Consider the following 24,065-nt stretch of genomic DNA (forward strand, 5'->3'; position numbering starts at 1 on the left):
GGGCCCCTGATGATCCATCGCTGGCAACATCTGACTTCCCCGGAGCTGGCCGAGCTCGCCGGAGCCGATGCGCTGGCGGTGATGGTCCTGGGGGCAATCGAGCAGCATGGCCCGCACCTGCCGCTGTCGACCGACCTGGACATCGCCACCGGCCTGCTGGAGCGGGCGCTGGCGCAGCTCGATGACAACATCGATGCCTTTGTGCTGCCCTCCCTGGCGCTCGGGGCCAGCGATGAGCATGCCGGTTTTGTCGGCACGCTGTCGCTGTCGGCCGGCCAGATGAGCCGCCAGCTCGAGCGCATCGGCGCGGCCGTGGCCGCCGCCGGCGTTCGCCGCCTGGTGCTGGTCAACGGGCACGGCGGCAACATCGGCTGGCTGGGGCCGGCGGCGCTGGAGCTGCGGCGGCGATACGAGCTGCTGGTGGTCAAGGCCAGCTACATGGCCTTCCGCGCTCCCGAGCATCTGCTCGGTGCTGCGGAACTGCGCCTGGGGTTGCACGGCGGACAGGCCGAGACCGCCATGATGATGCACCTGCACCGCGAGCGGGTGCGGACCGAGAAACTTGAGTCTTTCGCTTCCTGTGCCTCGGATCGCCCGTCTGATGCCGCGCTGGGCCCGGAAGCCGACGCCGCCTGGGCCTGGCTGGCCGAGGATCTCAACCCGGCCGGCGTTGTCGGCGATGCAGCGGCCGCCACCCCGGAGCTGGGGCGCCGGCTGGTCGACTTTTACGCCGCCAGGCTGGCTCAGGTGATGCGCGAGGCTGTCGCCACCGGCCTTGGCAGCTGGCGCGGTTGACGCTCGATTGCTCGCGTTCGGCGAGCTTTGGCTGAGACGGCGCGTCTACTTGGCCGCGTCCAGGACCTCTTCCAGCAGGTGTCCGGAGCGGCTGGCCTTGGCGGTCAGGTAGCGGCGATTCTCGTCGGTGACCTGGCCATAGAGCTTTTCGCGGCCGGCGACCTCGATACCGCCCTGGGCCAGTGCCCGCAGCTTGGAGGGATTGTTGGTCAGCAGTCGAACTTTCCGGATGTTCAGGGCTGCGAGCATGTCGACGGCGACGCAGTAATGACGCTCGTCCTCGCCAAATCCCAGGATCTGGTCGGCGTCGACCGTATCGTGGCCCTGATCCTGCAGCGTGTAGGCGCGCAGCTTGTTGGCCAGTCCGATGCCGCGGCCCTCCTGGGCCAGGTAGAGCAGCACGCCGCCACCCATTTCCTCGATTGTGCGCACGCCCGAGCGCAGCTGCTCGCCGCAGTCGCAGCGCAGACTGCCGAACAGGTCGCCGGTCAGGCAAGCCGAGTGCATTCGCACGGGTACCGCGTCGGGCCACTGTTCGGGGTGCCCGATGACCACGGCGACGTGTTCGCGCAGGCCGTCCGGTTCCCGAAAAAGCACGAAGCGCGATTCGGCCACGTCGTTCAGCGGCACACGCGCCTCGCTGACGCGCTTGAGCAGACCTGCGGCCAGTTCGAAGCAGTGTTCGGCAGCGCGCGCCGGCACCGTCAGCAGCTCGCCCCGATCGATCTGGGTCTGAATCGCCCGGCGCTGCCGGTCGTTGAGGCGCACCGTCAGCGCCGCCGGGATCAGCAGGGCGCGGCGCATCAGGGCGAGCGCGGCGCGCTCGGTCACCGTGGCCGGCTGCGGCTCGGCGAACAGCTCGCGGTCCAGCGGCGCATCCGCGCAGGCGGCCTGCAGCACGATGCCGGCGCTGACCGCCGACGCGGTCGGGCGCAACGGCAGGCTGGCGGCTTCGGCGCGGGTGTTTACGCCCAGGCTGCGAAGGCGGTGGCGGGTGATCACCAGACGTGCCGAACGGTGGCCGGAAAAGCCGGCGAGTTCCTCATCCGGCAGCCCTTCGACTGGCTGCACCAGCACGCTGGGGGCGCGCGCCGTTTCAGATCCGGTATCGTCGTCGATGACCACGGCGACGCCGCGACGAAGATCGAAGATGGCCCGTTCGGTCTGATGCATGTGGATCGGATCGTTCTTTGGAGACATATTTACGGTAGTGTGACAGCCGCGGTCGAATTGTGAATTCATGATGGCATATTCATCGGCATGGGGCCTGCTGCTGGGGCTGCGCGGGCTGGACTGGTCGGCGCTGAAAGTCCACCGCAGCGAGATCCTGGGTTCCGATATTGAAATCGCTGCCGGGGGCGAGTGGCGCGTCGACCGCCCTTTGCCTGGCCATGAGGCCGCCCTGCTCGACGTGTTGCTGCCGCTGGTGACCCGTCCCGGCGACCTTGTCATCGGCCAGCTCGGGCAGAGCCTGGACGGCCGCATCGCCACCGAAAGCGGGGATTCCTGGTACATCAACGGCGAGATCGCGCGGACTCACCTGCATCGTCTGCGCGCCCTGGTCGATGCAGTGCTGGTCGGTGCGGGCACGGCGGCCGAGGACCGGCCGAATTTAACCGTGCGTCACGTCGATGGCCCCGATCCGGTGGCGGTGATTCTCGACCCGCGCGGGCGGGTTGATCCCGTCGGGCCGCTGTTTGATCGCGCTGCAGGCCAGCCCCCGGTGGTGCATCTGGTCGGGCCGGATACCGATCTGCCGGCCGCGCCCTTCGGCGTCGAGCGCCAGGTCGTGGCCTGCGGCAAGGACGGCCAGGTAGCGCCCCAGGCGGTCATCCGGGCGCTGGCCGAGCGCGGACTGCGCCGGGTGCTGATCGAGGGCGGCGGGGTCACGGTCTCGCGCTTTGTCCACGCCGACGCGTTGCACCACCTGCATTTGCTGATTGCGCCACTGATCATCGGCTCGGGACGACCCGGGCTGGTGCTGCCGCCCATCGAGCGCCTGAGCGCGGCGCGCCGCCCGCCCATGCGCAGTTTTCCGCTGGGCGATGAGCTACTGGTCGACGTGCGCCTGGCCTGACGACGGGGCCAGCAGCACCAGCACGCCGGGCAGGCTGGCCAGCAGAACCAGCACACCGTAGGTAATCGAGACAGCCACGCCCTGCTCGGGCGGCAGGCCGCTGATCAGCCAGACCGCACCGGCCGCGCCCTCGCGCAAGCCCCAGCCGGCCACGGACACCGGGACCAGCATCGCCAGCAGCGCCGGCAGCGCCATCATCATCAGCTGCACCAGCGGCAGTTCAACGCCAATGCCGCGGGCGCCGGCAGCAAAAACCAGCAGGTAGCTGACGACAATAGCGATCGAACTGGCCAGCTGCACCGGCCAGGCCCGGCGGGCCAGCAGGGCCCGGCGCAGGTCGGGGCCGATCTGCGCGATCCAGCCGGCCCGATCCCGCAGTCGCCGCGCCACCAGGGCGCCGAATACGCCGATCAACGCCAGGCCCAGACCGGCCGTCAGCAGCGCCGGCGCGAAGCCTTCGCGCCAGGGCGGGTAAAGCGTGACCACCAGCGCGGCCAGTGCCACGACCACCAGCTGGCCGGAGGCGCGTTCCAGGATGACAGCGCGCCAGGCCACGCCGGTCTGGCCTGAGCGGCGGGCGTGGCGCTGCGCGCGCCAGGCATCGCCAACCACGCCGCCGGGCAGAACCTGGTTGATGAACCCGGCCAGGTAGTAGTCGGCCAGCGCCCGGCCCGGCGCCAGATCCAGCCCCAGCCGATGCGCGGTGAAGCGCCAGCGCCAGGCCGACAGCGCCGTCTGGGCCAGGCTGACCAGCAGGGCAAAGATGAGCCAGCCGGGATCCAGGGCCCCGACCTCGGCGGCGATCCGGGCCGGATCCAGCCACAGCGCCAGCCCGGCCAGCAGGACCAGGCTGATCAGCCAGCGCGCGCCCGGGCCCAGCTTCACGAGGTCGGCAGGGCCAGCAGGTCGACGTGGCCGACGCGCAGACCGAGCTCGCCGGCGACCAGCGCGCCGGACCTGCGCTCGTGCCATTGCTCGATTCGCTTGGCTTCCTGCGCTGCCTGCTCAACGGCCGCATCGCGCCAGCCCTGCAGCAGCGGCGGGCCCAGGCGCAAGGTGAGCGCATCACCTGCGGCGAGTAGCCAGTCGCTGGGCCGGGTATCGACGTCGAAGCGATGGTCAGCAAAGACCCGGGGCAGGACCCGGGCCGCCGCCGGACCCAGCGCGGCGCCCAACCCCTTGTCGCTGCACTGATGCCGGTTGAACTGCTGCCTGACGAATCGATCGTCTGGATCGCTGATGCTGCGCTGCCGGATGTCCAGAAAACACCAGTCGCCGGTCACGCTCAGGGCCAGCAGCGCGCCACACCGGTGCTTGCGGCAAGCTTGCGCCAGGCGCGTCAGCCAGTCCTCGGACACCAGGTCGAACAAGGCCGAAGCGGTGACCAGGTCGTGCTCGGCGAGAAATGCCAGATCGCTGTCGGCCAGGTCGGTGTGGCGGGTCTCGATGTCCAGTCCAGGCGCGGGCGGGCGCGCTGCGCTGCGGTCCTGGAGCCAGTCGAGCAGGGCCGGATCGCGATCGACCATCAGCCAGCGCTGCCGGCCCGACAGCCGGGGTGCGAGCCAGCGCAGGTTGTTGCCGTGGCCGCAGCCCAGGTCGACGATGCGCAGGGTGGGGCGGTCGCTGAGCGCATGCTCAAGTTTCTCGGCCAGCGCCGCGCTGCGCGCGGCGTGGTCGGCTGGCTCGCGCAGGCTCAGCCAGTCGGCGGCGAAGGTCTCCTGCGCGCTCATGCCGATGTCAGCGCCTCGGCCAGTCGGCGAGCGCTGCCGGTCCAGCCTGGAAGCTGGTCGCGGCGCTCGATGGCCGCTTCGGTGCATCGCCGGCGCAGGCTCTCGTCGCTCAGCCAGCGCGCTAGCGCCCGGGCCAGCGCATCGGCGTCGCCGGGCGGCACCCGCAGTCCGGTGTCCTCGGGCACGGTGTCGGCCAGCGCGCCGCCGCTGGTGGCGATGACGGGCAGGCCGCGGGCGAGGGCCTCGGTGACGACCATGCCGTAGCCCTCGTAGTGCGACGGCAGCACGCAGACCGAAGCCCAGCGGTAGTCGCCCTCCAGCTCGGCGGCGTCGCGCTCGCCGCTCACTTCCACCCGCCCGTCCAGGCCCAGCCGCGCGATCTGCTCGCGCACGGCAGCGGCAAAGTCTGGCGCGCGCGCATCCGAGCCGCTCAGGCGGCAGCGCCAGGGCAGGTGGCGCAAGCTGTCCAGCGCAGCGACCAGAAGGTCCTGGCCCTTGCGCGGGGTCAGGCTGGCGACGCACAGCAGGGTTTCGGTTTCCGGCTCGCGGCCCGTTTGCCTGCGCGCCAGGGCAGCCGGCGCCAGCTGGGCGCGCTCGACCCCGGGTTCGATCACGATCGCTTGCTTTTGCGTCAGGCCCAGGGCCTGCAGGCGTCGGGCGGTGAACGCGCTGGTGACGACGATCGCATCGCACAAGGCCAGGGCCTGGCGCTCCGAGCTCAGCAGGCGCTCGCGCTGGGCATCGTTCAGCCCGGTCTCGTCGGCCAGCGGATGGTGGACCAGGCCGACCAGCTTCAGTCTGTCGGCCTGGGTGGCAACGGCCTCGGGCACCGCGCCCAGGGCGAGGCCGTCGATCATCACCCGCGACTGCTCGGGCAGCGCGGCAAGGGACTCGGCCATGCTGGCCCGGGCGGCGGTATCGGCCAGCGGAAAACGGCCGCTCAGCCCGGTCACCGTCACCGTCCAGCCGAGGGCGCGCAGTTGTTCAACGATGCGGGCGTCGAACAGGTAGCCGCCGGTGCGCTGGCCGGGATCGCCCGGCACAATCAAGTGCAGGGCCTCGCTCAAAGCGCTCCCTCGTAGCTGGCCCAGGCCAGGTGCGATTCCTTGAGGCTGACTTTCAGTCCGCTCAGTCCCTCGGCGGCCGGCCCCAGCCGACCTGCGCGCACGGCCTCGGCCAGACGGTCGAAGACCACCCGGGCCATGAACTCGGTGGTGGTGTTGCGGCCGCGAAAAGCCTCGATCTCGTCGAGGTTGCGGTAGTTGAAGTCGGCCAGGATTTCGCCCAGCACTTTTCCGGCCAGGCCGATGTCGACGATCAGGTCATCCTCATCGAGCTCGGAGCGGCGAAAGCTGGCGGCGACCACGTAGGTCGCCCCGTGCATCTTCTGCGCCGGCCCAAAGATCTCGCCGCGGAAGCTGTGGGCGATCATGAAATGGTCGCGAACGGTCAATTCGTACATGGGTGTTTCTCCGATTGCGGGATGTTCAGGAATAGACGATGCGATGGCACAGCACCTCGCCGCTGCCTTCGGCCAGGCGCGGCATCAGCTGCGGCAACTCGTCGAAGCGGCTCTGGCCGCTGATCAGGGTATCCAGGCGCGGATCGTCGAGCAGGGCCAGGGCCAGGGCCAGGCGGCGGCGGTGGTCCCAGCGTGGGCGGCGCGCCGGCGGCAGCTGGCCGACCTGGCTGGAGCGCAGGGTCAGGCGGCGGGCGTGGAAGGCCTCGCCGAACGGGGCGCTGGGTTGTGCGGTGCCGTACCAGCTCGCTTCGACCACGCAGGCCTCGGTGCCGGCGCAGCCCAGCGCGGTTGCCAGTCCGGCTTCACTGGCGCTGGTGTGGATGACCACGTCCTGATCTTCAGGCGCCTGCGCGGGTTGGGCAAAGTGCGCGCCCAGCAGGTCGGCCAGCGCCGCGCGTTCGGGCTGGAGATCGACCAGCGTGACGCGGGTGCCGGGAATCCGGGCGGCCAGCCAGGCGACCAGGCAGCCGACCACGCCGCCGCCGATGACGCCGACCCGGTCGCCCGGTCCAACGCCGGCATCCCAGACCACATTGAGCGCCGTTTCGGCGTTGGCGGCCAGGACGGCGCGCTCCGGCGGGACCTCATCGGGCAGCGGCAGGACGGCGCTGGCCGGGACCACGTAGCGGTCCTGGTGCGGAAACAGGCAAAACACCGGCTGGCCCTGCAGCTGTGCGGGCCCGTGTTCGACTCGGCCGACGCTGGCGTAGCCGTACTTGACCGGGCCGGGGAAGTCGCCTTCCTGGAACGGGGCGCGCATGGCCGCATACTGACTCGGCGGCACCTGGCCCTGGAAGACCAGGGCCTCGGTGCCGCGGCTGATGCCGCTGCACAAGGCGCGCACGCGCACCTCGCTGGCGTCAGGCTCGATCAGTTCCTGCTCGAAGATTTCGCCCTGGCCGGGCTCGCGGACCCAGAAGGCCCTCGCGGTGAGCGTCATGAACTTAGGCTTCCCAGAGTTGTTGGCGTCATGGTCGAGGATACGCGGTGAGGCCGACGTTGACGGAAATTTACGCGCCGGATGGCATTGTGAAGATAATGTCCACGATGACGCATACAAGCTGCGATTCTGAGAATCGGCCAGCGCGCGCGGGCGGCGGCGTCTGGCTGCTGCCGATCACGGTGCCCGCCCTGGGGCTGGCCGCACTGGCGCTGGTCGGCGCGGATCCGCACACCCTGCTGAGCGCCGTCGCACTGGCTGCGTTGCTTGCGGCTGCGATTCGTCATCTGGCCAGCCGCAGCGGCGCGCGTCTGGGCCGCGCCAGCCAGGTGACGCTGGCCCGCGCCGGACTGGTCGCCGTGCTGGCCGCGGCGCTGTTCGAACCTGCGCTGTACCGTGAGCAGGGCTGGACCATCGCCGGTCTGGCCCTGCTGGTCCTGGCGCTGGACGGCGTCGACGGCTGGCTGGCGCGGCGCTTCGACGAGTGCAGCGAGTTCGGTGCGCGCTTCGACATGGAGGTCGATGCCGGCTTGATCATGGTGCTGTGCCTGGGCGCGATGGCCGCCGACCTGGCCGGTCCCTGGGTCCTGCTGATCGGCCTGATGCGCTACGGATTCTTGCTGGCGGCCAGCGTCTGGCCGTGGTTGAGCGCCCCGCTGCCGGGGAGTTTCCGGCGCAAGCTGGTGTGCGTGTGGCAGGTCAGCGCGCTGGTGCTGGTCATAACGCCGCTGGTCGGTTCGCCCACGGCCAGTATTTTGCTGCTCTCGGCGCTGGTCGGACTGGTGCTGTCCTTTGGCCTCGATGTCGCCTGGCTTAAGCGGCACCAGGCCTCCCCTTTAGCCACCTGAGGAATCATCATGAAAGCTTTCCTGATTGCCGCACTGGTCACGCTGGTCGGTTTGAGTGCGGCGCAGGCCGAGCCGCGCGAGTTCGTCATCGATGATGAACATTTTTCCATCGGTTTCCTGATCAAACACGTCGGCTACGCCGATCAGCTGGGCCAGTTCCTGGAAGCCAGCGGGCGCTTCGTCTGGGACGAGGAGGCCAACGAACTGCACAGCGGTGAGGTGGTGGTCGAGGCCGCCAGCGTCTTCACCAACCACCGCGAGCGCGATCAGCACCTGCGCAGCGATGATTTCCTGCACGCCGGCCGCTACGACCAGGTCCGTTTCGAAGCGACCCGCTGGGAGCCGGAAGCGGACAATCGCGGGACCCTGCACGGCGAGCTGACCCTGCTCGGACAGACCCACCCGGTGGCGCTGGAGGTGACCATCAACCAGCGCGCGGTCTACCCCTTCGGACACGAACGCTATACCGTGGGCATGTCGGCGCGGACCACGATCCGGCGCAGCCAGTGGGGCATGAGCTACGCGCTCGAAGACGGCCTGGTTGGCGACGAGGTGCGGATGATGCTCGAATTCGAGGCCATCGCCGAGTAGCCGCGTGGCCCTCTAGCCGCCGCGGGCTTTGGTCCGGTCGCTGGGCACTGCGCTGAGCGGGTCTTGCGGCCAGGGATGCTTGGGGTAGCGTCCGCGCTGGTCCTTGCGCACGTCCGGATAGCCCTGGCGCCAGAAGCTGGAAAGGTCGGTCGTGATCGCCAGTGCGCGTCCGGCCGGTGAGAGCAGGTGCAGCGTCACCGGCACGCGCCCGCCGGCGATGGTCGGCGTCCGGGTCCATCCAAACACGCTCTGCAGCTTGGTCGCCAGCACCGGCCCGCCTTCGGCCCGGTAGTCCAGCGCCACGCGTCGTCCGGTCGGAATATCGATCGTCGCCGGGGCCAGTTGCTGCAGCGCTTGCTGCTGACCGGGGTCGAGTAAGTGGTTCAGGGCCCGCTGCAGGTCAAGCCGCTCGACGTCGCGCCAGCGCCGCGCCCCGGCCAGAAAGGGTGCGAGCCAGGCCTCCAGATCCTGAACCAGCGTGGCATCGTCGACGGCCGGCCAGCGATCCGGGTCAAGCGACTTAAGCAGCTCGACCCGGGCCTGCCACTGGCGGTTGCCGGTATTCCACGGCAGGCTGTCCAGACCGCGCCTGCGCACCGCGGCCAGCAGCCCGGCCTCGATGGTGGCCGGATCCGGCTGCGCCAGTTCCTGTTCTTCCAGCACCAGCGCGCCAAGGCAGCGTCGCCGGCGCGCAATCACGCTGCCGCGGCGATCGTCCCACTCGGCCACCGTGGTCTGCTCGATCTGCTCGCCCAGCGCGGACTCCAGCGCCGCCGGGCTCAAGCGCGCGACCAGGTAGATGCGCGCTTCGCGGGCCTGGCCGTCCAGTTCGGCCGCGACCAGCCAGGGTTCGCCGGCCAGCGGATCGGCTTCGGGCAGGAAGGCGCCGCGCCCGTTGCTCAGCAGGTATCGACCGCGCCCACCGCGGGCCTGGGCGATACGGTCGGGAAAAGCCAGCGCAAGCAAGATGCCGAGCGCTTCAGCGCTGTCCTGATCGTGCCGAGGTGCGCCCGCCGCCAGCCGGTCGGCGAGCCGGCGCGCGGTGCTCAGGCTGCCGCGGCTTTTTGTCTTCGACGCGTCGCGCAAGGCCTGCAGGCGCAGCCCGAGGTCGGCGCCGGCCCCCGGCGGCAGCGGATCGCGATCGCTCAGCAGCGCGGCCAGCTCGGCTGCCGTCCGCGGCCAGCCGCGCGCGCGCCCGGCCAGCAGCAGGTGGGCCAGGCGGGGGTGCAGTCCAGGCTCGAGCAGGGCCCGGCCGTGGGCGGTGATACGGCCGCTGTCGTCCAGCGCATTCAGCCGCCTCAGCAGGTCAACCGCCTGCTGCCAGTGGGCTGCCGGCGGCAAGTCCAGCCAGACCAGTTCGGCCGGATCCTGTGCGCCCCAGTGGGCGAGCTCCAGGACCAGGCCGGCGAGGTCGGCCTGCTCGATTTCCGGCGCAGTGTGGGCGCGCAGGCGCGGATGTTGGGCCTCGCTCCACAGCCGGTAGCACAGGCCGGGCTGCTGGCGTCCGGCCCGTCCGGCGCGCTGTTCGGCGCCCGCCCGGGAGACCGGGCCGGTGACCAGCCGGCTCATGCCGCTGTTGGGATCGAAGCGGCTGCCGCGGGCCAGGCCCGCGTCGATGACGATGCGCACGCCGTCGATGGTCAGGCTGGACTCGGCGATGGCGCTGGCCAGCACCACCTTGCGCTCGCCCGGCGCCGGCGCCGCGATGGCCAGATCCTGGACCGCCGGCGCCAGTCTGCCGTAAAGCGGACAGAGGCGCACGCGCTCGGGCAGGTGGTCCGCCAGCAGCGCGGCCACCCGTCGAATCTCGCCGCTGCCGGGCAGGAACACCAGCACCGAGCCTGCATGCTCGGTCAGCGCCCGGCGCACGGTGGCGGCGACGTGGTCGAGCAGGCGGCGCTCGCGCGGCACCGGCTGATAGTGCACTTCGACCGGAAAACTGCGTCCGCGCGCCTCGAGCAAGGGTGGGTCATCGAGCACGGCCTTGAGCGGCTCTACCGCCAGCGTGGCCGACATCACCACCAGCTTCAGGTCAGGCCTCAGCGCCTGCTGGGCCTCGCGCGCCAGGGCCAGGCCCAGGTCGGCCTGCAGCGAGCGCTCGTGGAATTCATCGAAGATCACGCAGCCGATGCCGTCCAGCGCCGGATCGCGCTGGAGCATGCGGGTCAGGATGCCTTCGGTGACCACCTCGATGCGGGTGGTATTGCAGACCCGGGTTTCCAGCCGCGTCCGGTAGCCGACCGTCTGGCCGACCTCGTCGCCGAGTTCGCGCGCCATGAAGCGGGCGGCCGCGCGCGCGGCCAGGCGACGCGGCTCAAGCAGCAGGATCTTGCGCCCGCCAAGCCAGTCGGCGCTCAGCAGCGCCGGCGGCACCCGGGTGGTCTTGCCGGCGCCCGGCGGGGCGGTGAGCAGGACCGTGTCGTGGTCGTCCAGGGTGGCCGCCAGGCTCGGCAGCAGATCGTCGATCGGCAGGCCGGGTCGGGCGGTGGCTTTGAGTGTTTCCACTTGATATTGCAGTTGATCGACGGCTTCTGGTCCAAGGGCCGGATCGAAGGGGGCTGCGGCCGATTATGGCAGGTGGCGGCCATCAGGCGGCGGCCGAACGCAGCAGATCGGCCAGGGCGCGAGCCGCCGGGCCGGCGCTGTCGGGGTCGGCATAAACCAGGTACAGGGTGGCCCAGCGCTCGGCGCCGTGGGCCAGGGGCAGGGGCTTGAGCGCGCCGCTGTCGAGTTCGCTGCGGATGATGTCCTCGGCGTACCAGGCAAAGCCGTAGCCGCGGCAGGCCGCAGCAATCGAGGTGGCCTTGGCGGTCACGGTCCAGCGCTGATCGCTGGCCCGCGGTGCCTGCGATCCGGCCGGCTGGGTGGCGCTGTCGCGCACCACCAGGTGGCGATGGCGACGCAGGTCCTCGGCCGTCAGGGGCCGGTTGAGCCGGTGCAGGGCATGGTCCGGTGCGGCGGCGGCGATGAAGCGCACCCGGGTGAGCGGGTCGCCGATGAACCCGGCCGGGATACTCGAGGCGATGGCCAGGTCGACCCGGCCGGAGGTCAGCAACTCCGCGGTCCCGCCCAGCACCGATTCGTGCAGCTGGACGCGCAGTCCGGGCTGGGCCCGGCACAGCCGGTCCAGGCAGTCCAGCATCCGCCAGGTCGGGAAGATGACTTCCGCGGCTACGCGCAGCTCGGTCTCCCAGCCGCCGGCGGCCAGCGCGGCGGCCCGCTCCAGGCGCTCGGCCTCCTCGATCAGGGCGCGCGCGCGTCGGACCAGCATTTGCCCGGCCGCCGTCAGGTGGGCCTTGCGGCCCTGGCGTTCGAAGGCCCGGACATCGAGCAGATCCTCGATGCGGTGGACCGCGTAGCTCACGGTGGACTGCGACTTGTTGAGCGCGGCCGCGGCCTGGGCGTAGCCGCCGTGGTCGTGGACCGCGATCAGGGCCCGCCACTGCTCGAGCGTGATTCTTGGCGTCATATTTCTAAATTTTCGATAGATAAGTCCAACATTTTGCGCTTTACGTTCGAAATATACAAAGATAATCTGACCCTGTCCTTTATTCTCAGCCACCCTCAGGAGTGCTTGCATGCCAACCCTACTCGTGATCAAGGCCAGCCTGTTCGGCGATGACGGCCAGTCCAGCCAGCTGGCCAATGCCTTTACCAGCCGCTGGCGCGAGCAATACCCGAACGGCCAGGTACTGTGCCGCGACCTGGCGGCCGATCCCCTGCCGCATCTGACCGCCGAGGCGGTGGCCGGCTTCCAGGCCGAGGCGACCGAGCGCAGCCCGACCCAGCAGGCTTCGCTGGCGATGTCCGATACTCTGATTGCCGAGCTCAAACAGGCCGATGCCGTGGCCGTGGCGCTGCCGATGTACAACTTCACCGTGCCGTCAACCTTCAAGTCCTGGATGGACCACGTCGCCCGGGCCGGCGTGACCTTCCGCTATACCGAGGCCGGGCCAAAAGGCCTGCTCGAAACCGGGCCGCTGTACGTCTTTTGCGCCCGCGGCGGGCGCTACCAGGGGACCGAAAACGACACCCAGACGCGCCTGATCGAGATGTTTTTCGGCATGCTGGGTTTTGCCGAGATCCACTTCACCTACGCCGAAGGCCTGGCGCTGGGCGAGCAGGCCGCCGCCGAGGCCGTGGGTGAGGCCCGCGAGCGCATTGCTTTGCTGCCCTTGAGCGTTCGGGAGGGCAGCCAATGACCCAGCGTTACCGCGCCCTGGTGCGCGTGATCGAGTCCCAGGCCACCTCGGACGGGGCCGGCGTCAAGCTCCGGCGCAGCCTGGGCTCCAGCGGCTTCGCCCGGCTCGACCCGTTCCTGATGCTCGATGAGTTTTTCTCCGACGACCCGGACGACTACCTGGCCGGCTTTCCGGCCCATCCGCATCGCGGCTTCGAGACCGTGACCTACATGCTCGAAGGGCGCATGCAGCACACCGACCACCTCGGCAACAGCGGCGACCTGGGGCCGGGGTCGGTGCAGTGGATGACCGCCGGGCGCGGCGTGATCCACTCGGAGATGCCGCAGCAGTCCGAGGGCCGCATGCGCGGCTTCCAGCTGTGGCTGAACCTGCCGGCGGCCGCGAAGATGAAGCCGGCCGCCTACCGCGATATCGCCGCCGCCGACGTCCCCGAAATGGACTTTGCCGGCGGTCGCGCGCGGGTGATCGCGGGGACCCTGGCCGTGGACGGCGCCGAGCAGGCCGGCGCGGTCAACGCCGTTCCGGGCGGTATGGCCACCGACCCGCTGCTGGTCGACCTGCACCTGGCGCCGAACAGCCGCGTGGACATTCCGATCGCGGCCGGCTACAACGCCTTGCTCTACGTCTACGACGGGGAGCTTTCGGTCGATGGCCGGCCTGTTCCTTACCGCTCGGCCGGTGTGCTGGGCGACGGTGACTCGGTTGTGCTCATCGCCGGCGGCGACGGCGGTCGGGCGCTGCTGATCGCCGGACGCCCGATCGGAGAGCCGGTCGTTCAATATGGTCCGTTCGTGATGAACAGCCGCGAAGAAATCGAGCAGGCGATGGCCGACTACCGCGCCGGTCGCCTGACCGAGCCGGCCTGAGGGCGGCAAGCCGGATTTATTGTTCCTTCAGCCAGGCTTCGATGGTCTTGCGCGGCAGCGGGAAATAGCCGTTGATCACCTCGGGCGCGGTGGCGGCGGGGTCGGCGTGCAGGTGGATATGCCAGGCGCCGGCGGTGCGGATTTCGAGCACGTCATCGACATCGTAGAGATCGTCTTTGTGGATGCTGGCGTGCCCTTTCAGCAGCGTGTTTTTGGCCAGCGCCTTGGCCTCGGTCTTGGTGCGCGCCGCCAGCAGGGCATAGGCGTGCTGTTCGGCGAACTCGCCGGGCCGGTAGCCGCCGATGTTGATGAAGTACAGGCGCGGCTGCCGGTTGTCTGCAGGTCGGTCGCTCAAGGTCACGCGGAAGCCCTCGACCTGGTCGACGACGGCAAAGGCGTCGATATGCAGCCCGTCCGGCTCACCGAACCACTGGTCGAGCAGCTGGGCGTGGGTGTCTTGCAGCGAAGCCCCGACGGCAAAAGCGACATCGTGCAGCTCCACCCGGCAGCCGGCTGCGCGGCCGCCGAGCAGGACCGCATGGAGTTTCCAGGCATCATCGGACATGGCTGCATTAGGCCCGATCGCCCGGGTTGGGTCAAGACCGCGCTAGACTGAGCCGGCGGCAGAACGAAAAGGCGCCCGATGGAAGTCGAACAACTGGAAATCCGCGAGCATCTGCGGCGGCATCCGCCGTTCAGCTTTCTCGATGAGGCGCGCCTGGACCAGCTGGCGGGGACGGTGGAGATTGCCTATTTCCGCGCCGGCAGCGATATCGTGACGCTGGGCCAGGAGATCAACGATCTGCACTACATCCGCCAGGGCTCGGTCGAGATGTTTCGGCGCAGCGGCGAGTTCTACAACCGGCTCGGCGAGGGCGATATTTTCGGCCAGATCAGCCTGATCAGCGGCCGCTCGGCCCGCTTTCCGGTCCGCGCGCTGGAAGACACGCTGATCTATTTCATCCCGGGCAGCGAATTTCGCGACCTGTTCGAATCGGTCGAGGACTTTGCCGATTTCGTCGAGGTCGAAGACCGCACCCGGCTGCGCCAGGCCGGCGCGCGCAGCCGCGAAGGCACCGAGATGATGACCACCCGGGTCGAGCGGCTGGTGCAGCGCGAGCCGGTGATGATGACCGCGTCCGGCACGGTGTGCGACGCCGCCCGCAAGATGACCGACGAAGGCGTGTCCTCGATCCTGATCTATGCCGACGACGGCGATCCCGAATATCCACGGCTGCTCGGCATCGTTACCGACAGCGATCTGCGGCGCCGCCTGATTGCTGCGGGCCTGCCCTACGACACGCCGGTTGGCGAGGTGATGTCTGAGGCGCTGGTGTGCGTCGAGGCCGATGATTTTCTGTTCGCCGCCCTGATGGCCATGCTGCGCCACAACGTCCACCACCTGCCGGTGATGCACCGGATGCGCCCGGTCGGGGTCATCGATCTGTCGGATCTGGCCGGTCATGAAACGCGCAACAGCCTGTTCGTGGTCCGAAGCATTCACGATCAGCCCGACATCGACGGCCTCAAGGCATTGATGCCGGACGTTCGCGGCAGTTTCGTGCGCATGGTCAACGAAGGCGCCACGGCGCGCATGATCGGCAGCTCCGTGGCCATGATCGGGCGCAGCTTCAAGCAGCGCCTGCTGGAGCTGGCCGAGGAGCGCCTCGGGCCGCCGCCGGTGCCGTACTGTTTTCTCGCGCTGGGCTCCATGGCCCGCGACGAGCAGTCGCTGGTCACCGACCAGGACAATGCCTTAATCCTCGACGACGAATTCGATCGCGATCTTCATGATGACTACTTTCGCCAGCTGGCGGAGTTTGTCTGCGATGGCCTGGCCGAGCTCGGCTATACCTACTGCAAGGGCAACGTGATGGCCACCAATCCGGATCTGCGCCAGCCGCTGGCGACCTGGCAGGAACGCTTCGCGGGCTGGATCGAGCGCCCGGACCGCCCGGCGCTGCTCAACAGCTCGATCTTTTTCGATCTCGACGGAGTCCACGGCGAGACCCGCTTTGCCGATACCCTCAAGACCTTCATCGCCGAGCGCGCCAGCGTCTCGCCGGCCTTCCTGGGTTGCCTGGCCCACAACGCGCAAACGCGCACGCCGCCGCTGGGTTTCTTTCGCGATTTCGTGCTTGAAAAGAGTGGCCGCCATCAGGATTCGCTGGACCTCAAGCGGCGCGGCACCGCGCCCATGGTCGATGTTATCCGGGTCCACGCCATGGCCAGCGCCTCGCTGGCCCAGAACTCGTTTCGCCGGCTCGATGACATCGTGGCGGCCGGATTTCTGACCGCCAGCATGACCGCCGATCTGCGCGATGCGCTGGAGTTTCTCGCCGTCACCCAGTATCGCCATCACGTCTCCCATCTGGAGCAAGGCACCCGGCCAGACAACAAGCTCAAACCGGTCACGCTCAATACCTTTGATCGGCGCAACCTGAAGGAGGCTTTTCGCGTACTTAGCAACGCCCAGAGCTTCTTGCGCCTGCGCTACCGGGTGGTGCAGGTCTGAATACCGTGAGCCGATCCCGCGCCAAGGCGTTCCGGCGGATCGACTGGCCGGCGCGCTTTCAGGCTCTGGCGAAAGCCACGTCCATCCCGATGCTGGCGGCGTACTACGGCGCCGGCGTGGTCAGCGGCGATACGCCGCTTTCGCAAACGCCGTTCGTGGCCCTGGATCTGGAAACTACCGGTCTGGACCCGCAGCAGTCGGCCATCGTCAGCATCGGCCTGGTGCCTTTCACTTTGCGCCGAATCCGGGTGGCCGAGGCGAAATACTGGGTGGTGCGCCCGCGCCGCGCGCTGGCGCCGGAATCCGTGCTGATCCACCGCATCACTCACGAGGAGCTGCTGCAGGCACCGCGCTTTTCAGCCGTCCTGCCGGCGCTTTTAGAGGCCCTGGCCGGACGCGTTGTGGTCGTTCACTACCGCAACATCGAGCGGCCGTTTCTTGACCAGGTCTGCCGCCGCTGGATGGGGGACGGGCTGGTCTTTCCGCTGATCGATACCATGACCGTCGAGGCCTGGAGCCTGCACCACAATCGAAGCTGGCTGCAGCGCGTGGGCGGCTGGCTGGGGTTTAAGCGACGGGCCTCGGTGCGCCTGGCCGCGTGTCGCGAGCGCTATCATCTGCCCGCCTACACCGCCCATCACGCCATGACCGACGCGCTTGCCACCGCCGAACTGTTTCTGGCCCAGGCCGCCTGGCATCTGGACGCTGCCTCGCCGGTGCGGCGCTGGTGGCTGTGAGCGTCAGTTCGCCAGTTTAAGCGGATGCCCGGACCCGGCAAAACAGGGGTATGAACTATACTTTCCCGCAACGCCGCGGTTACACGAGCGGCTGGCGCTAGACGCCTCTTCGGCAAACGCGACAAGGACCCAAGACATTCACAAGCTGATCGACCATCCCTGCGTGCAGCACAAGCTGGCCATCATTCGCGATGTCGAGACCGGGCACAAGCGCTTCCGGGAACTGGCCACCGAGATCACCAAGTTTCTGTGCTACGAGGCGCTGCAGAACATTCCGACGAAAGACATCACGGTCACAACGCCGGTTGGCGAAGCCAAGGCCAGAAAGATCGCGACCGATCTCGTGGTCGTGCCGATCCTCAGAGCCGGCGTGGGCATGCTCGATGGCATTCTCGAGCTGGTGCCGACCGCCAGGGTCGGATTCGTCGGACTGTTTCGTGACGAGGCAACCAAGCAGCCGATGACCTACTACGAACGCTTCCCGCCGCAAATCAAAGGCGGGACCTGCTTCGTGGTCGACCCGATGGTGGCCACCGGCGGCTCCACGGTGGCCGCACTGGATCTGCTTAAAACCAACGGTGCCGACAACATCGTTGTCATCTGCATCGTGACCTGTCCTGAAGGATTGGCCCGGGTCAACGAAGCCCATCCCGATGTCGCCGTCTACACCGCGGCGATTGACGAAAGACTCGACGAGCGAAAATACATCGTGCCCGGCCTGGGTGATGCCGGTGACCGCCTGTTCGGCACGCCGCATTGAGGTTTGGGCTCTAGAGCACTTGCGCCGATATCGAGCTCAAACGCCGGTCTGCCGCGAATCCGGGTACCGCTGGAAATCAGGAGACAGGCCGCTTTTGCTCCCGGTGTTCTGTACATCCATGTATTTACTTTCTTATTGCTAGAGAGTAAAGTACATCCAGTGTACATACATTGATGGAGTTTGCGATGTCCACCACTACCCGCGCTTTCAAAAACGGCAACTCGCAGGCCGTGCGGATTCCGGCCGACCTGGCCTATGAGCGTACGGATATTGAGTTGGAAATCGAGCGTGTCGGAGACGAGTTGCGCATTCGCCCGGTCCGCCGCTCGCTGTCCGGTGTACTGCTCAAGTTCGCCAGGTTCTCCCAGGATTTCATGGCCGAGGGCCGTGGGAGTCAGGAGCAGGCCCCAAGGGATGCGCTGTAATGCCGCACTACATGCTCGACACCAACATGTGCATCTACTTGATGAAAAACCAGCCCGAGGAGGTCGCCCGGCGGTTCGATCAATGCTATGTCGGCGACGTTGTAATGTCGGCAATCACGTATGCCGAGCTGGAATACGGCGTGGCCGTTGCCGCCAATCCGGAGCGGGAGCACCTCAATCTGGCCAACCTCATCGAGGACATTCCCGTAGCGCCCTTCGATGGCGCTGCCGGGGTGGCGTACGGTCCGATCCGAATGGCGGCTCGCGAGAGCAAGAAGGACCATCTCGACAAGCTGATTGCCGCTCATGCGGTGGCGCTCGGCGTTACGGTTGTGACCAACAATACGAAGGACTTTGGCAAATATCCCGGCGTCATTACTGAGAACTGGCTGATGCCTTCGACACAATAACGAGGGAAAGGCCCTTGCCAGAAAATCGGCAAGAGCCTCAAGGCAAGCGCTGTTCGTTTCCATTAAAGTCTAAAACATAGGTTCTTGACATCCTCCCCGGCCTGAGGCCGGGGAGGATGTCGACGCTTGAAGTTCGATCCGTGCCTGACGCCAGCGGTGTTGGATGAGGATGCTGCCGCGGGCTCCTAGAACGCCTGGTCGTCGAAGTCCATCATCGGCCCGGCGCCGGCGCGGATGCGGGCGTCCAGCGAGGTGGTTTCGGGCAGCATCCGGGTCATGAAAAATCGCGCCGTATCCAGCTTGGCCTGGTAGAAGGCCTTGCGCTCGCTGCCGGCCTCAAGGCGGGCGTGCGCGATCACCGCCATCTTTGCCCACATGAACGCCATCGCGGTCAGGGCGAACAGGCGCAGGTAGTCCGCGCCGGCCGCGCCGGCCTCCAGCGGGTTCTTGCTCATCTGCTGGTAGACCCAGCCGGTGGTGTCCTGCAGCAGCCGGGCGGCGTGCTTGAGCGGATCGATGAATTCAGCGACCTCGTCCTGACCGTCGTGCTCGGCGATGAAGTCGGTGACCGGGGTGAAGAAGGCCTTGAGGTTTTCGCCGGAGTTGGCAATGAGCTTGCGCCCGACCAGGTCCAGCGCCTGGACGCCGTTGGTGCCTTCGTAGATCTGAGTGATGCGCACGTCGCGGGCGAACTGCTCAACCCCGGTATCGCGCACGTAGCCGGCGCCGCCGTGGACCTGCATGCCGAGATTGGCGACCTCGAAACCCAGATCGGTGAAGTGGGCCTTGATGATCGGCGTCATCAATGAGACCCAGTAGCCGGCCTGGCGCCGGATCGCCTCGTCGGGGTGATGTTGTTCGATTTCCAGCTCGACGCCGGTGTACAGACCAAGCGCGCGCGCGCCTTCAATCGAGGCTCTGGAGATCAGCAGCATCCGGCGCACGTCCGGGTGGACCAGGATCGGGTCGGCTGCCTTTTCGGGATATTTCGGACCGTCCAGGCTGCGGCCCTGGAGACGTTCGCGGGCAAAAGTGACCGCGGCCTGGTAGGCGGCTGAGGCCATGCCCAGGCCCTGGATGCCGGTCACGAGTCGGGCCGCGTTCATCATGGTAAACATGGCCGCCAGCCCGCGGTTTTTTTCGCCGACCATGTAGCCGATGGCGTTGCTGTATTCCATCTCGCAGGTGGCCGAGGCTTTGATGCCCATCTTCTTTTCCAGCCCGACGCAGTGGACCCCGTTGCGCTCGCCCAGCGTTCCGTCGGCGTTGACCAGGAACTTCGGAACGAGAAACAGGCTGATGCCGCGGGTACCCGCCGGCGCGTCCGGCGTGCGGGCGAGCACCAGGTGGATGATGTTGTCGACCATGTCGTGCTCACCGGCCGAGATCCAGATCTTTTTGCCGGTAATCCGGTAGCTGCCGTCCTCGGCCGGCTCGGCGCGGGTGCGCAACAGCCCCAGATCGGTGCCGCAATGCGGCTCGGTCAGGTTCATGGTCCCGCCCCATTCGCCGCTGACCATCTTCGGCAGATAGGTCGCTTTCTGCGCGTCGCTGCCGTGGTGGTGGATGACTTCGTAGGCGCCCAGGGTCAGTCCCGGATAGGCGGCAAACGAGGCGTTGGCGGCGTTGATCATCTCCGAGACCGCCAGGCCGACGAAGTTGGGCAGGCCCTGGCCGCCGAAGTCGGGGTCGGCGATCAGTCCGGTCCAGCCGTTGGCGCACCAGTCGCGGTAGGCCTCGCCGAAGCCTTCGGGCATGCGCACCTCGTGGCTGGATTCGTCGAGCCGGCAGCCAATTTCATCGCCGACCGCGTTGAGCGGCTGGAGCACGTTTTCGGCCACTTTTGCCGCCTCGCTCAAGACCGCCTCGATCACGTCCGGGCTGGCCTCGGCCATGGTCGGCAGGTCAGCGCACGCGGTCAGGTCGAGAAACTCGTTGTAGAGGAAGTCAAAATCTTCCAGCGGGGCCTTGTAGCTGGGCATGAAACGCTCCGGATCAGTTAAAGATCCAGACTACCATACGCCACCGTATGCCAACGTGGAGATTCAGGCCTGCTTGACGCTGAAATCGGTGGGCTTCCACTCCTCGTTGGACACCGGCCGAGCAAAGAGGAAGCCCTGGAACGCGTCGCAGCCGAAATCCTTGAGCAGCGCCCATTCCTCCTGGGTCTCCACGCCCTCGGCAATCACCGTCAGTCCCAGGGCGTGGCCCATGGCGATGGTGGCCCGGATAATGGCCGCGCTGCTGGCCGTGGCGATCATGTCGGAGACGAAGGAGCGGTCGATCTTGAGCGTGTCGAAGGGCAGATGCTTGAGGTAGGACAGCGACGAAAACCCGGTGCCGAAGTCGTCCAGGGCCAGACCGATACCCAGGTCGCGCACGGCGAGCATGCGCTGCTCGGTCTGACTCAGGTCATTGAGTACGACCGATTCGGTCAACTCCAGACTGAGTCGTCCCGGCGAGATCTGGTACTGATCCAGCGCTTCGAGCAACAGATCGATGAAGCGGGGCTGGTGGAACTGGCGGGCACTGACGTTGATCGACAGGTGCAGTCCCTGGGTGCGCGGATTCGTCGACCAGGTCTTCAGACACTGGCAGGCGGTGTCGAGCACCCAGCTCCCGATCGGCAGGATCAGGCCGGTTTCTTCGGCCAGGGGGATGAACTGGTCTGGCGGAATCCGGCCTTCGCCGGGACGGTTCCAGCGGATCAGTCCTTCGGCCCCGGTCAGGCGCCCCCGCGCATCGAACTGGGACTGGAAAAACAAATTCAGATGATCCTGCTCCAGCGCCTCGTGCAGGCCGGCCTCGATTCGGGCGCGTGACTCGACGAGCGTCTGCATCTCGCTGTTGAAAAACCGCCAGGTGTTTCGCGCGTCGTCGCGGGCGCGCTGGAGCGCGATCTCGGCCTTGTTGAGCAGCCGGTCCGCTTCCTCGCGCTCCGAGGTGATCAGGTACAAACCCATGGTGGTTGCGTGACGGATGCTGGCCTCGGCCTGCTCAACCACGTGCGGGATCTGCAGCTCTTCGTGGATGAGTTCGGCCAGATCATGGGCCTGGGCGGCAGCCTGATCTCGTCGTCGCGACAGGTTTTCGACCACGATGGCGAATCGATTGCCCCCGATACGGGCGATGGTGGAGTCGTCGGTCAACGTCTCCCGCAGGCGCTCGGCGATCGAAATCAGGACCTGGTTGCCGACCTGGTAGCCGTGGATATCGTTGATGAATTTGAAACCGTCGATGTCCAACGCCAGAATCATGCCGTGCCGGGCGGTGCGCTGGCTGGATCGGGCGGCCTGCTCCAGCCGATCCAGCAGAAGCGAGCGGTTCGGGAGGCCGGTCAGGTCGTCGAAGTTGGCCAGTTGATGAACTCTCGACTCCGAGCGCCGCAGGTCGGTGACGTCGGATTTGACGGCGACGTAATGCGTGATTTCACCCCCGGGGTCCCGGATCGGTGCAATGGTGGCCATCTCCATATAGGTCGAGCCGTCCTTGCGGGTATTGCGAAACTCGCCCTTCCAGACTTCGCCTCGACTCAACGTCTCCCAGAGATCGGTGTAGGTGCCGGCCGGTGTCAGGCCCTGGTTGAGAATCGATGGATTGCTGCCCAGCACTTCCGCGCGGCTGTATCCGGTGTTGTCGATAAAGGCCTGGTTGACGTACTCGATGGCCGGAACGGTGTTGGTGATGACGATGCTGGTAGGGCTTTGCTCGACAACCATGGCGAGCTTGCGAAGCTCGCTCTCGGCGGTTTTGCGTCGGGCCCGCTCGCCGGCGTTGTCGACCGCGCGCCGGATGACGCTGGGCAGGCGCAGCAAGTTGTCTTTGAGTACGAAGTCATTGAGCCCGTATTGCAGCAGTTTGACCGCCATTTCTTCGCTGACCGTGCCGGAGACCAGGATGATGGGAATCTCCGGGCAACGTGCGCGCAGCAACTCGATGGTGTCGTCGAAATGGAGGCCGGGGACGGTGTAGTCGTACAGCAGCGCGCTCCAGGACTGCTCGTCAAGCGCGGCCGTCAAGGCCTTCATGCGATCCACCCGCCGGGTGCGAGCCGAGAGTCCGGCCTGCTCGAGCCGGCGGCGGATCAGCAGCGCGTCGGCTTCGGTGTCTTCGATCAGCAGCAGCTCGAACTCGGCATCAGTTGGCATGGCCGTCCTCGTGGCCGGGCTGATTCGTGGCCATCCAGTACACGCCCAGCTGCGCCACCGTGGCCGCGAACTCAGCGAAACCGACCGGCTTGCGCACGTAACTGTTGGCGCCGCTGCGATAAGAGCGCAGGCGATCTTCAGGCTCATCGGAGGAGGTCAGCATCACCACCGGCAGCAGTCGGGTGCGCTTGTTTTCACGCAGGCGGGCCAACACCTCCAGACCGGAAATCTTCGGCAGCCCGATATCGAGCAGGACGACTGCCGGCAGCGGCTCGTTGGCCTGCTCGGTGAACTCGCCTTCCCCGAACAGGTAATCCAGCGCCTGCTGGCCGTCACGAACGACATCGATCCAGTTACAAACGCCGGCTTTTTTGAGCGCGCGCAGCGTCAGCGCCTCGTCCTGTGGGTCGTCTTCGACCAGAAGTAGCTTGCGGTCAATCACGCGTCAAATCCGTCACATTCAGTTGCCAAATCCGGGAATCTATCATTGTTCTGAAGGGCTGATTGTAAACGTAAATTCCGCGCCTTCCCCGATGCTGCCGCTGGCCTGGATCCGGCCGCCGTGGCGATGGATGATCCGCTGCACCGTGGCCAGACCGATGCCGATTCCGGGAAACTCGTCCTGGCGGTGCAGACGCTGGAACGGCTGGAACAGCTTGTCGGCATGGCGCATATCGAAGCCGGCGCCGTTGTCGCGGATGGAAAACGCCGGGTCTTCGCCCAGGCGGGTGGCGGCGAAGGTGATTCTGGCCGGCTGGGCCTGGGCGCTGTACTTCCAGGCGTTGTCGACCAGGTTGCCGACAGCCGCTTCCAGCATGCGCCGGTCGCCGGTCGCGATCAGCCCCGGTTCGATCTCGGTCTCGACCGAGCGCTCAGGCTCTTGTTTGCTCAGCTGGTCAATGCGCTCGCGCACCAGCGCAGACAGATCCACGGGCGTCCGATCCAGTTCACCGCGGGTAACGCGCGAAAGCACCAGCAGCCCGTCGATCAGGGCGTTCATGCGCGCGCTGGCAATACGGATCTGGTCGAGATGCTGGCGGGCCGGCTCGCTGAGTTCATCGTGATGGTCTTCGATCAGGGCCTCGGAGAAGCCGTTCATGGCGCGAAGCGGTGCGCGCAGGTCGTGCGAGACGGCGTAGGCAAAGCTGTCGAGTTCCTGGTTGGCCGATCGTAGCTCGGCGGTGCGTCGTGCGACCTCGGTTTCCAGTTCCGCCTGCTGGCGGTCGGTCAGCGCCTTTTCCCGTTCAACGAGCTGGTTGATCTGGAAGACCAGTCGGGTGATCAGGCCATAAAGCAATAACCCGGTGACCAGGACGAATAACCAGCCCTTGACGAGGCTGGCCGTGGCCCGCTGGTCGGCATCGATGAACAGGGCGTCAACGGCGAAGTCCGACAGGGTGATCCAGGCAAAGGCGACGACGACATAGATCAATACCGTGCGAACAGCCGCGGTCGAGGTACGAAGCTGGCGCGGGCGCCGGCGAACGGACAGCATCTTG

General features: G+C 67.2%; 24 protein-coding genes. 11 read left to right on the top strand and 13 right to left on the bottom strand.

Going from position 1 to position 24,065, the window contains the following annotated elements:
• The first annotated feature begins 9 nt into the window (after positions 1 to 9).
• Positions 10 to 795, top strand: coding sequence for a creatininase family protein (locus G3I74_RS07710; protein WP_164211008.1), 786 nt, complete (start codon positions 10 to 12; stop codon positions 793 to 795).
• Positions 796 to 840: 45 nt separating this feature from the next.
• Here G3I74_RS07710 and G3I74_RS07715 read toward each other — a convergent pair whose 3' ends face one another.
• Positions 841 to 1,968, bottom strand: coding sequence for a GTP cyclohydrolase II (locus G3I74_RS07715; protein ID WP_164211202.1), 1,128 nt, complete (start codon positions 1,966 to 1,968; stop codon positions 841 to 843).
• 67 nt (positions 1,969 to 2,035) lie between these two features.
• On the opposite strand from G3I74_RS07715, the gene G3I74_RS07720 reads away from it, so the two are divergent.
• Positions 2,036 to 2,872, top strand: coding sequence for a RibD family protein (locus G3I74_RS07720; RefSeq protein ID WP_164211009.1), 837 nt, complete (start codon positions 2,036 to 2,038; stop codon positions 2,870 to 2,872).
• On the opposite strand, the gene G3I74_RS07725 is transcribed toward G3I74_RS07720, so the two are convergent.
• From G3I74_RS07725 to G3I74_RS07745, 5 genes are read right to left on the bottom strand one after another with little or no spacing between them, the layout of a single operon-like run.
• Complete coding sequence (locus G3I74_RS07725) at positions 2,846 to 3,757, bottom strand: lysylphosphatidylglycerol synthase domain-containing protein (protein WP_203594618.1); 912 nt, start codon at positions 3,755 to 3,757, stop codon at positions 2,846 to 2,848. The genes G3I74_RS07720 and G3I74_RS07725 overlap by 27 nt on opposite strands.
• Positions 3,754 to 4,602, bottom strand: a complete 849-nt coding sequence (locus tag G3I74_RS07730; RefSeq protein WP_164211011.1) for a class I SAM-dependent methyltransferase — start codon at positions 4,600 to 4,602, stop codon at positions 3,754 to 3,756. The genes G3I74_RS07725 and G3I74_RS07730 overlap by 4 nt, the downstream gene beginning before the upstream one ends.
• Entirely contained in the window at positions 4,599 to 5,669 is a 1,071-nt protein-coding gene (locus tag G3I74_RS07735) for a glycosyltransferase family 4 protein (protein ID WP_164211012.1), read from the bottom strand. Before G3I74_RS07735 ends, G3I74_RS07730 begins: the two co-directional genes overlap by 4 nt.
• Positions 5,666 to 6,064 (bottom strand): 6-pyruvoyl trahydropterin synthase family protein, encoded by a 399-nt coding sequence (locus tag G3I74_RS07740; RefSeq protein ID WP_164211013.1) that lies wholly within the window; start codon positions 6,062 to 6,064, stop codon positions 5,666 to 5,668. The genes G3I74_RS07735 and G3I74_RS07740 overlap by 4 nt, the downstream gene beginning before the upstream one ends.
• A gap of 25 nt (positions 6,065 to 6,089) precedes the next feature.
• Positions 6,090 to 7,064: a zinc-dependent alcohol dehydrogenase gene (locus G3I74_RS07745; protein ID WP_164211014.1), complete on the bottom strand. Its 975-nt coding sequence runs from the start codon at positions 7,062 to 7,064 to the stop codon at positions 6,090 to 6,092.
• 107 nt (positions 7,065 to 7,171) lie between these two features.
• Here G3I74_RS07745 and G3I74_RS07750 point away from each other — a divergent pair, with 107 nt between their 5' ends.
• Complete coding sequence (locus G3I74_RS07750; RefSeq protein WP_164211015.1) at positions 7,172 to 7,912, top strand: CDP-alcohol phosphatidyltransferase family protein; 741 nt, start codon at positions 7,172 to 7,174, stop codon at positions 7,910 to 7,912.
• 9 nt (positions 7,913 to 7,921) lie between these two features.
• Positions 7,922 to 8,503: a YceI family protein gene (locus G3I74_RS07755; protein ID WP_164211016.1), complete on the top strand. Its 582-nt coding sequence runs from the start codon at positions 7,922 to 7,924 to the stop codon at positions 8,501 to 8,503.
• Positions 8,504 to 8,515: 12 nt separating this feature from the next.
• Here G3I74_RS07755 and hrpB read toward each other — a convergent pair whose 3' ends face one another.
• The gene (gene hrpB / locus G3I74_RS07760; protein WP_338063082.1) at positions 8,516 to 11,008 is read right to left on the bottom strand and encodes an ATP-dependent helicase HrpB; all 2,493 of its coding nucleotides are present in this window, start codon (positions 11,006 to 11,008) and stop codon (positions 8,516 to 8,518) included.
• 82 nt (positions 11,009 to 11,090) lie between these two features.
• Positions 11,091 to 11,972 (bottom strand): LysR family transcriptional regulator, encoded by an 882-nt coding sequence (locus G3I74_RS07765; protein ID WP_164211017.1) that lies wholly within the window; start codon positions 11,970 to 11,972, stop codon positions 11,091 to 11,093.
• 109 nt (positions 11,973 to 12,081) lie between these two features.
• On the opposite strand from G3I74_RS07765, the gene G3I74_RS07770 reads away from it, so the two are divergent.
• Both G3I74_RS07770 and G3I74_RS07775 read left to right on the top strand, forming a co-directional pair.
• On the top strand, positions 12,082 to 12,705 hold the full coding sequence (locus tag G3I74_RS07770; protein ID WP_164211018.1) for an FMN-dependent NADH-azoreductase: 624 nt from the start codon (positions 12,082 to 12,084) through the stop codon (positions 12,703 to 12,705).
• The gene (locus G3I74_RS07775) at positions 12,702 to 13,571 is read left to right on the top strand and encodes a pirin family protein (protein WP_164211019.1); all 870 of its coding nucleotides are present in this window, start codon (positions 12,702 to 12,704) and stop codon (positions 13,569 to 13,571) included. The genes G3I74_RS07770 and G3I74_RS07775 overlap by 4 nt, the downstream gene beginning before the upstream one ends.
• A gap of 16 nt (positions 13,572 to 13,587) precedes the next feature.
• On the opposite strand, the gene G3I74_RS07780 is transcribed toward G3I74_RS07775, so the two are convergent.
• Positions 13,588 to 14,136, bottom strand: coding sequence for a DUF1543 domain-containing protein (locus tag G3I74_RS07780; RefSeq protein WP_164211020.1), 549 nt, complete (start codon positions 14,134 to 14,136; stop codon positions 13,588 to 13,590).
• A 78-nt stretch (positions 14,137 to 14,214) separates the two neighbouring features.
• On the opposite strand from G3I74_RS07780, the gene G3I74_RS07785 reads away from it, so the two are divergent.
• The 5 genes from G3I74_RS07785 (at position 14,215) to G3I74_RS07805 (ending at position 18,418) form a co-directional block, all read left to right on the top strand.
• Positions 14,215 to 16,086, top strand: a complete 1,872-nt coding sequence (locus G3I74_RS07785; protein ID WP_164211021.1) for a DUF294 nucleotidyltransferase-like domain-containing protein — start codon at positions 14,215 to 14,217, stop codon at positions 16,084 to 16,086.
• Between the two features lie 5 nt (positions 16,087 to 16,091).
• Positions 16,092 to 16,823, top strand: coding sequence for a 3'-5' exonuclease (locus tag G3I74_RS07790; protein ID WP_338063083.1), 732 nt, complete (start codon positions 16,092 to 16,094; stop codon positions 16,821 to 16,823).
• A 148-nt stretch (positions 16,824 to 16,971) separates the two neighbouring features.
• Positions 16,972 to 17,583: a uracil phosphoribosyltransferase gene (upp, locus tag G3I74_RS07795; protein ID WP_338063085.1), complete on the top strand. Its 612-nt coding sequence runs from the start codon at positions 16,972 to 16,974 to the stop codon at positions 17,581 to 17,583.
• A 185-nt stretch (positions 17,584 to 17,768) separates the two neighbouring features.
• A complete protein-coding gene (locus G3I74_RS07800) occupies positions 17,769 to 18,008 on the top strand; it encodes an antitoxin (protein WP_164211022.1) in 240 nt (79 codons plus the stop codon).
• A complete protein-coding gene (locus tag G3I74_RS07805) occupies positions 18,008 to 18,418 on the top strand; it encodes a type II toxin-antitoxin system VapC family toxin (protein WP_164211023.1) in 411 nt (136 codons plus the stop codon). Before G3I74_RS07800 ends, G3I74_RS07805 begins: the two co-directional genes overlap by 1 nt.
• 185 nt (positions 18,419 to 18,603) lie before the next feature.
• On the opposite strand, the gene G3I74_RS07810 is transcribed toward G3I74_RS07805, so the two are convergent.
• The 4 genes from G3I74_RS07810 to G3I74_RS07825 form a co-directional block, all read right to left on the bottom strand.
• Positions 18,604 to 20,400, bottom strand: a complete 1,797-nt coding sequence (locus G3I74_RS07810; RefSeq protein WP_164211024.1) for an acyl-CoA dehydrogenase C-terminal domain-containing protein — start codon at positions 20,398 to 20,400, stop codon at positions 18,604 to 18,606.
• Between the two features lie 63 nt (positions 20,401 to 20,463).
• Positions 20,464 to 22,566, bottom strand: coding sequence for a putative bifunctional diguanylate cyclase/phosphodiesterase (locus G3I74_RS07815; protein WP_164211025.1), 2,103 nt, complete (start codon positions 22,564 to 22,566; stop codon positions 20,464 to 20,466).
• Positions 22,556 to 23,008 carry a response regulator gene (locus G3I74_RS07820; protein ID WP_164211026.1) on the bottom strand — a complete coding sequence of 151 codons (453 nt, stop codon included), beginning with the start codon at positions 23,006 to 23,008 and terminating at the stop codon, positions 22,556 to 22,558. The genes G3I74_RS07815 and G3I74_RS07820 overlap by 11 nt, the downstream gene beginning before the upstream one ends.
• A gap of 42 nt (positions 23,009 to 23,050) precedes the next feature.
• The gene (locus G3I74_RS07825) at positions 23,051 to 24,061 is read right to left on the bottom strand and encodes a sensor histidine kinase (protein ID WP_164211027.1); all 1,011 of its coding nucleotides are present in this window, start codon (positions 24,059 to 24,061) and stop codon (positions 23,051 to 23,053) included.
• Between the last annotated feature and the right edge of the window lie 4 nt (positions 24,062 to 24,065).

It is taken from the genome of Wenzhouxiangella limi (genome assembly GCF_010499265.1).
GTDB lineage: Bacteria > Pseudomonadota > Gammaproteobacteria > Xanthomonadales > Wenzhouxiangellaceae > Wenzhouxiangella > Wenzhouxiangella limi.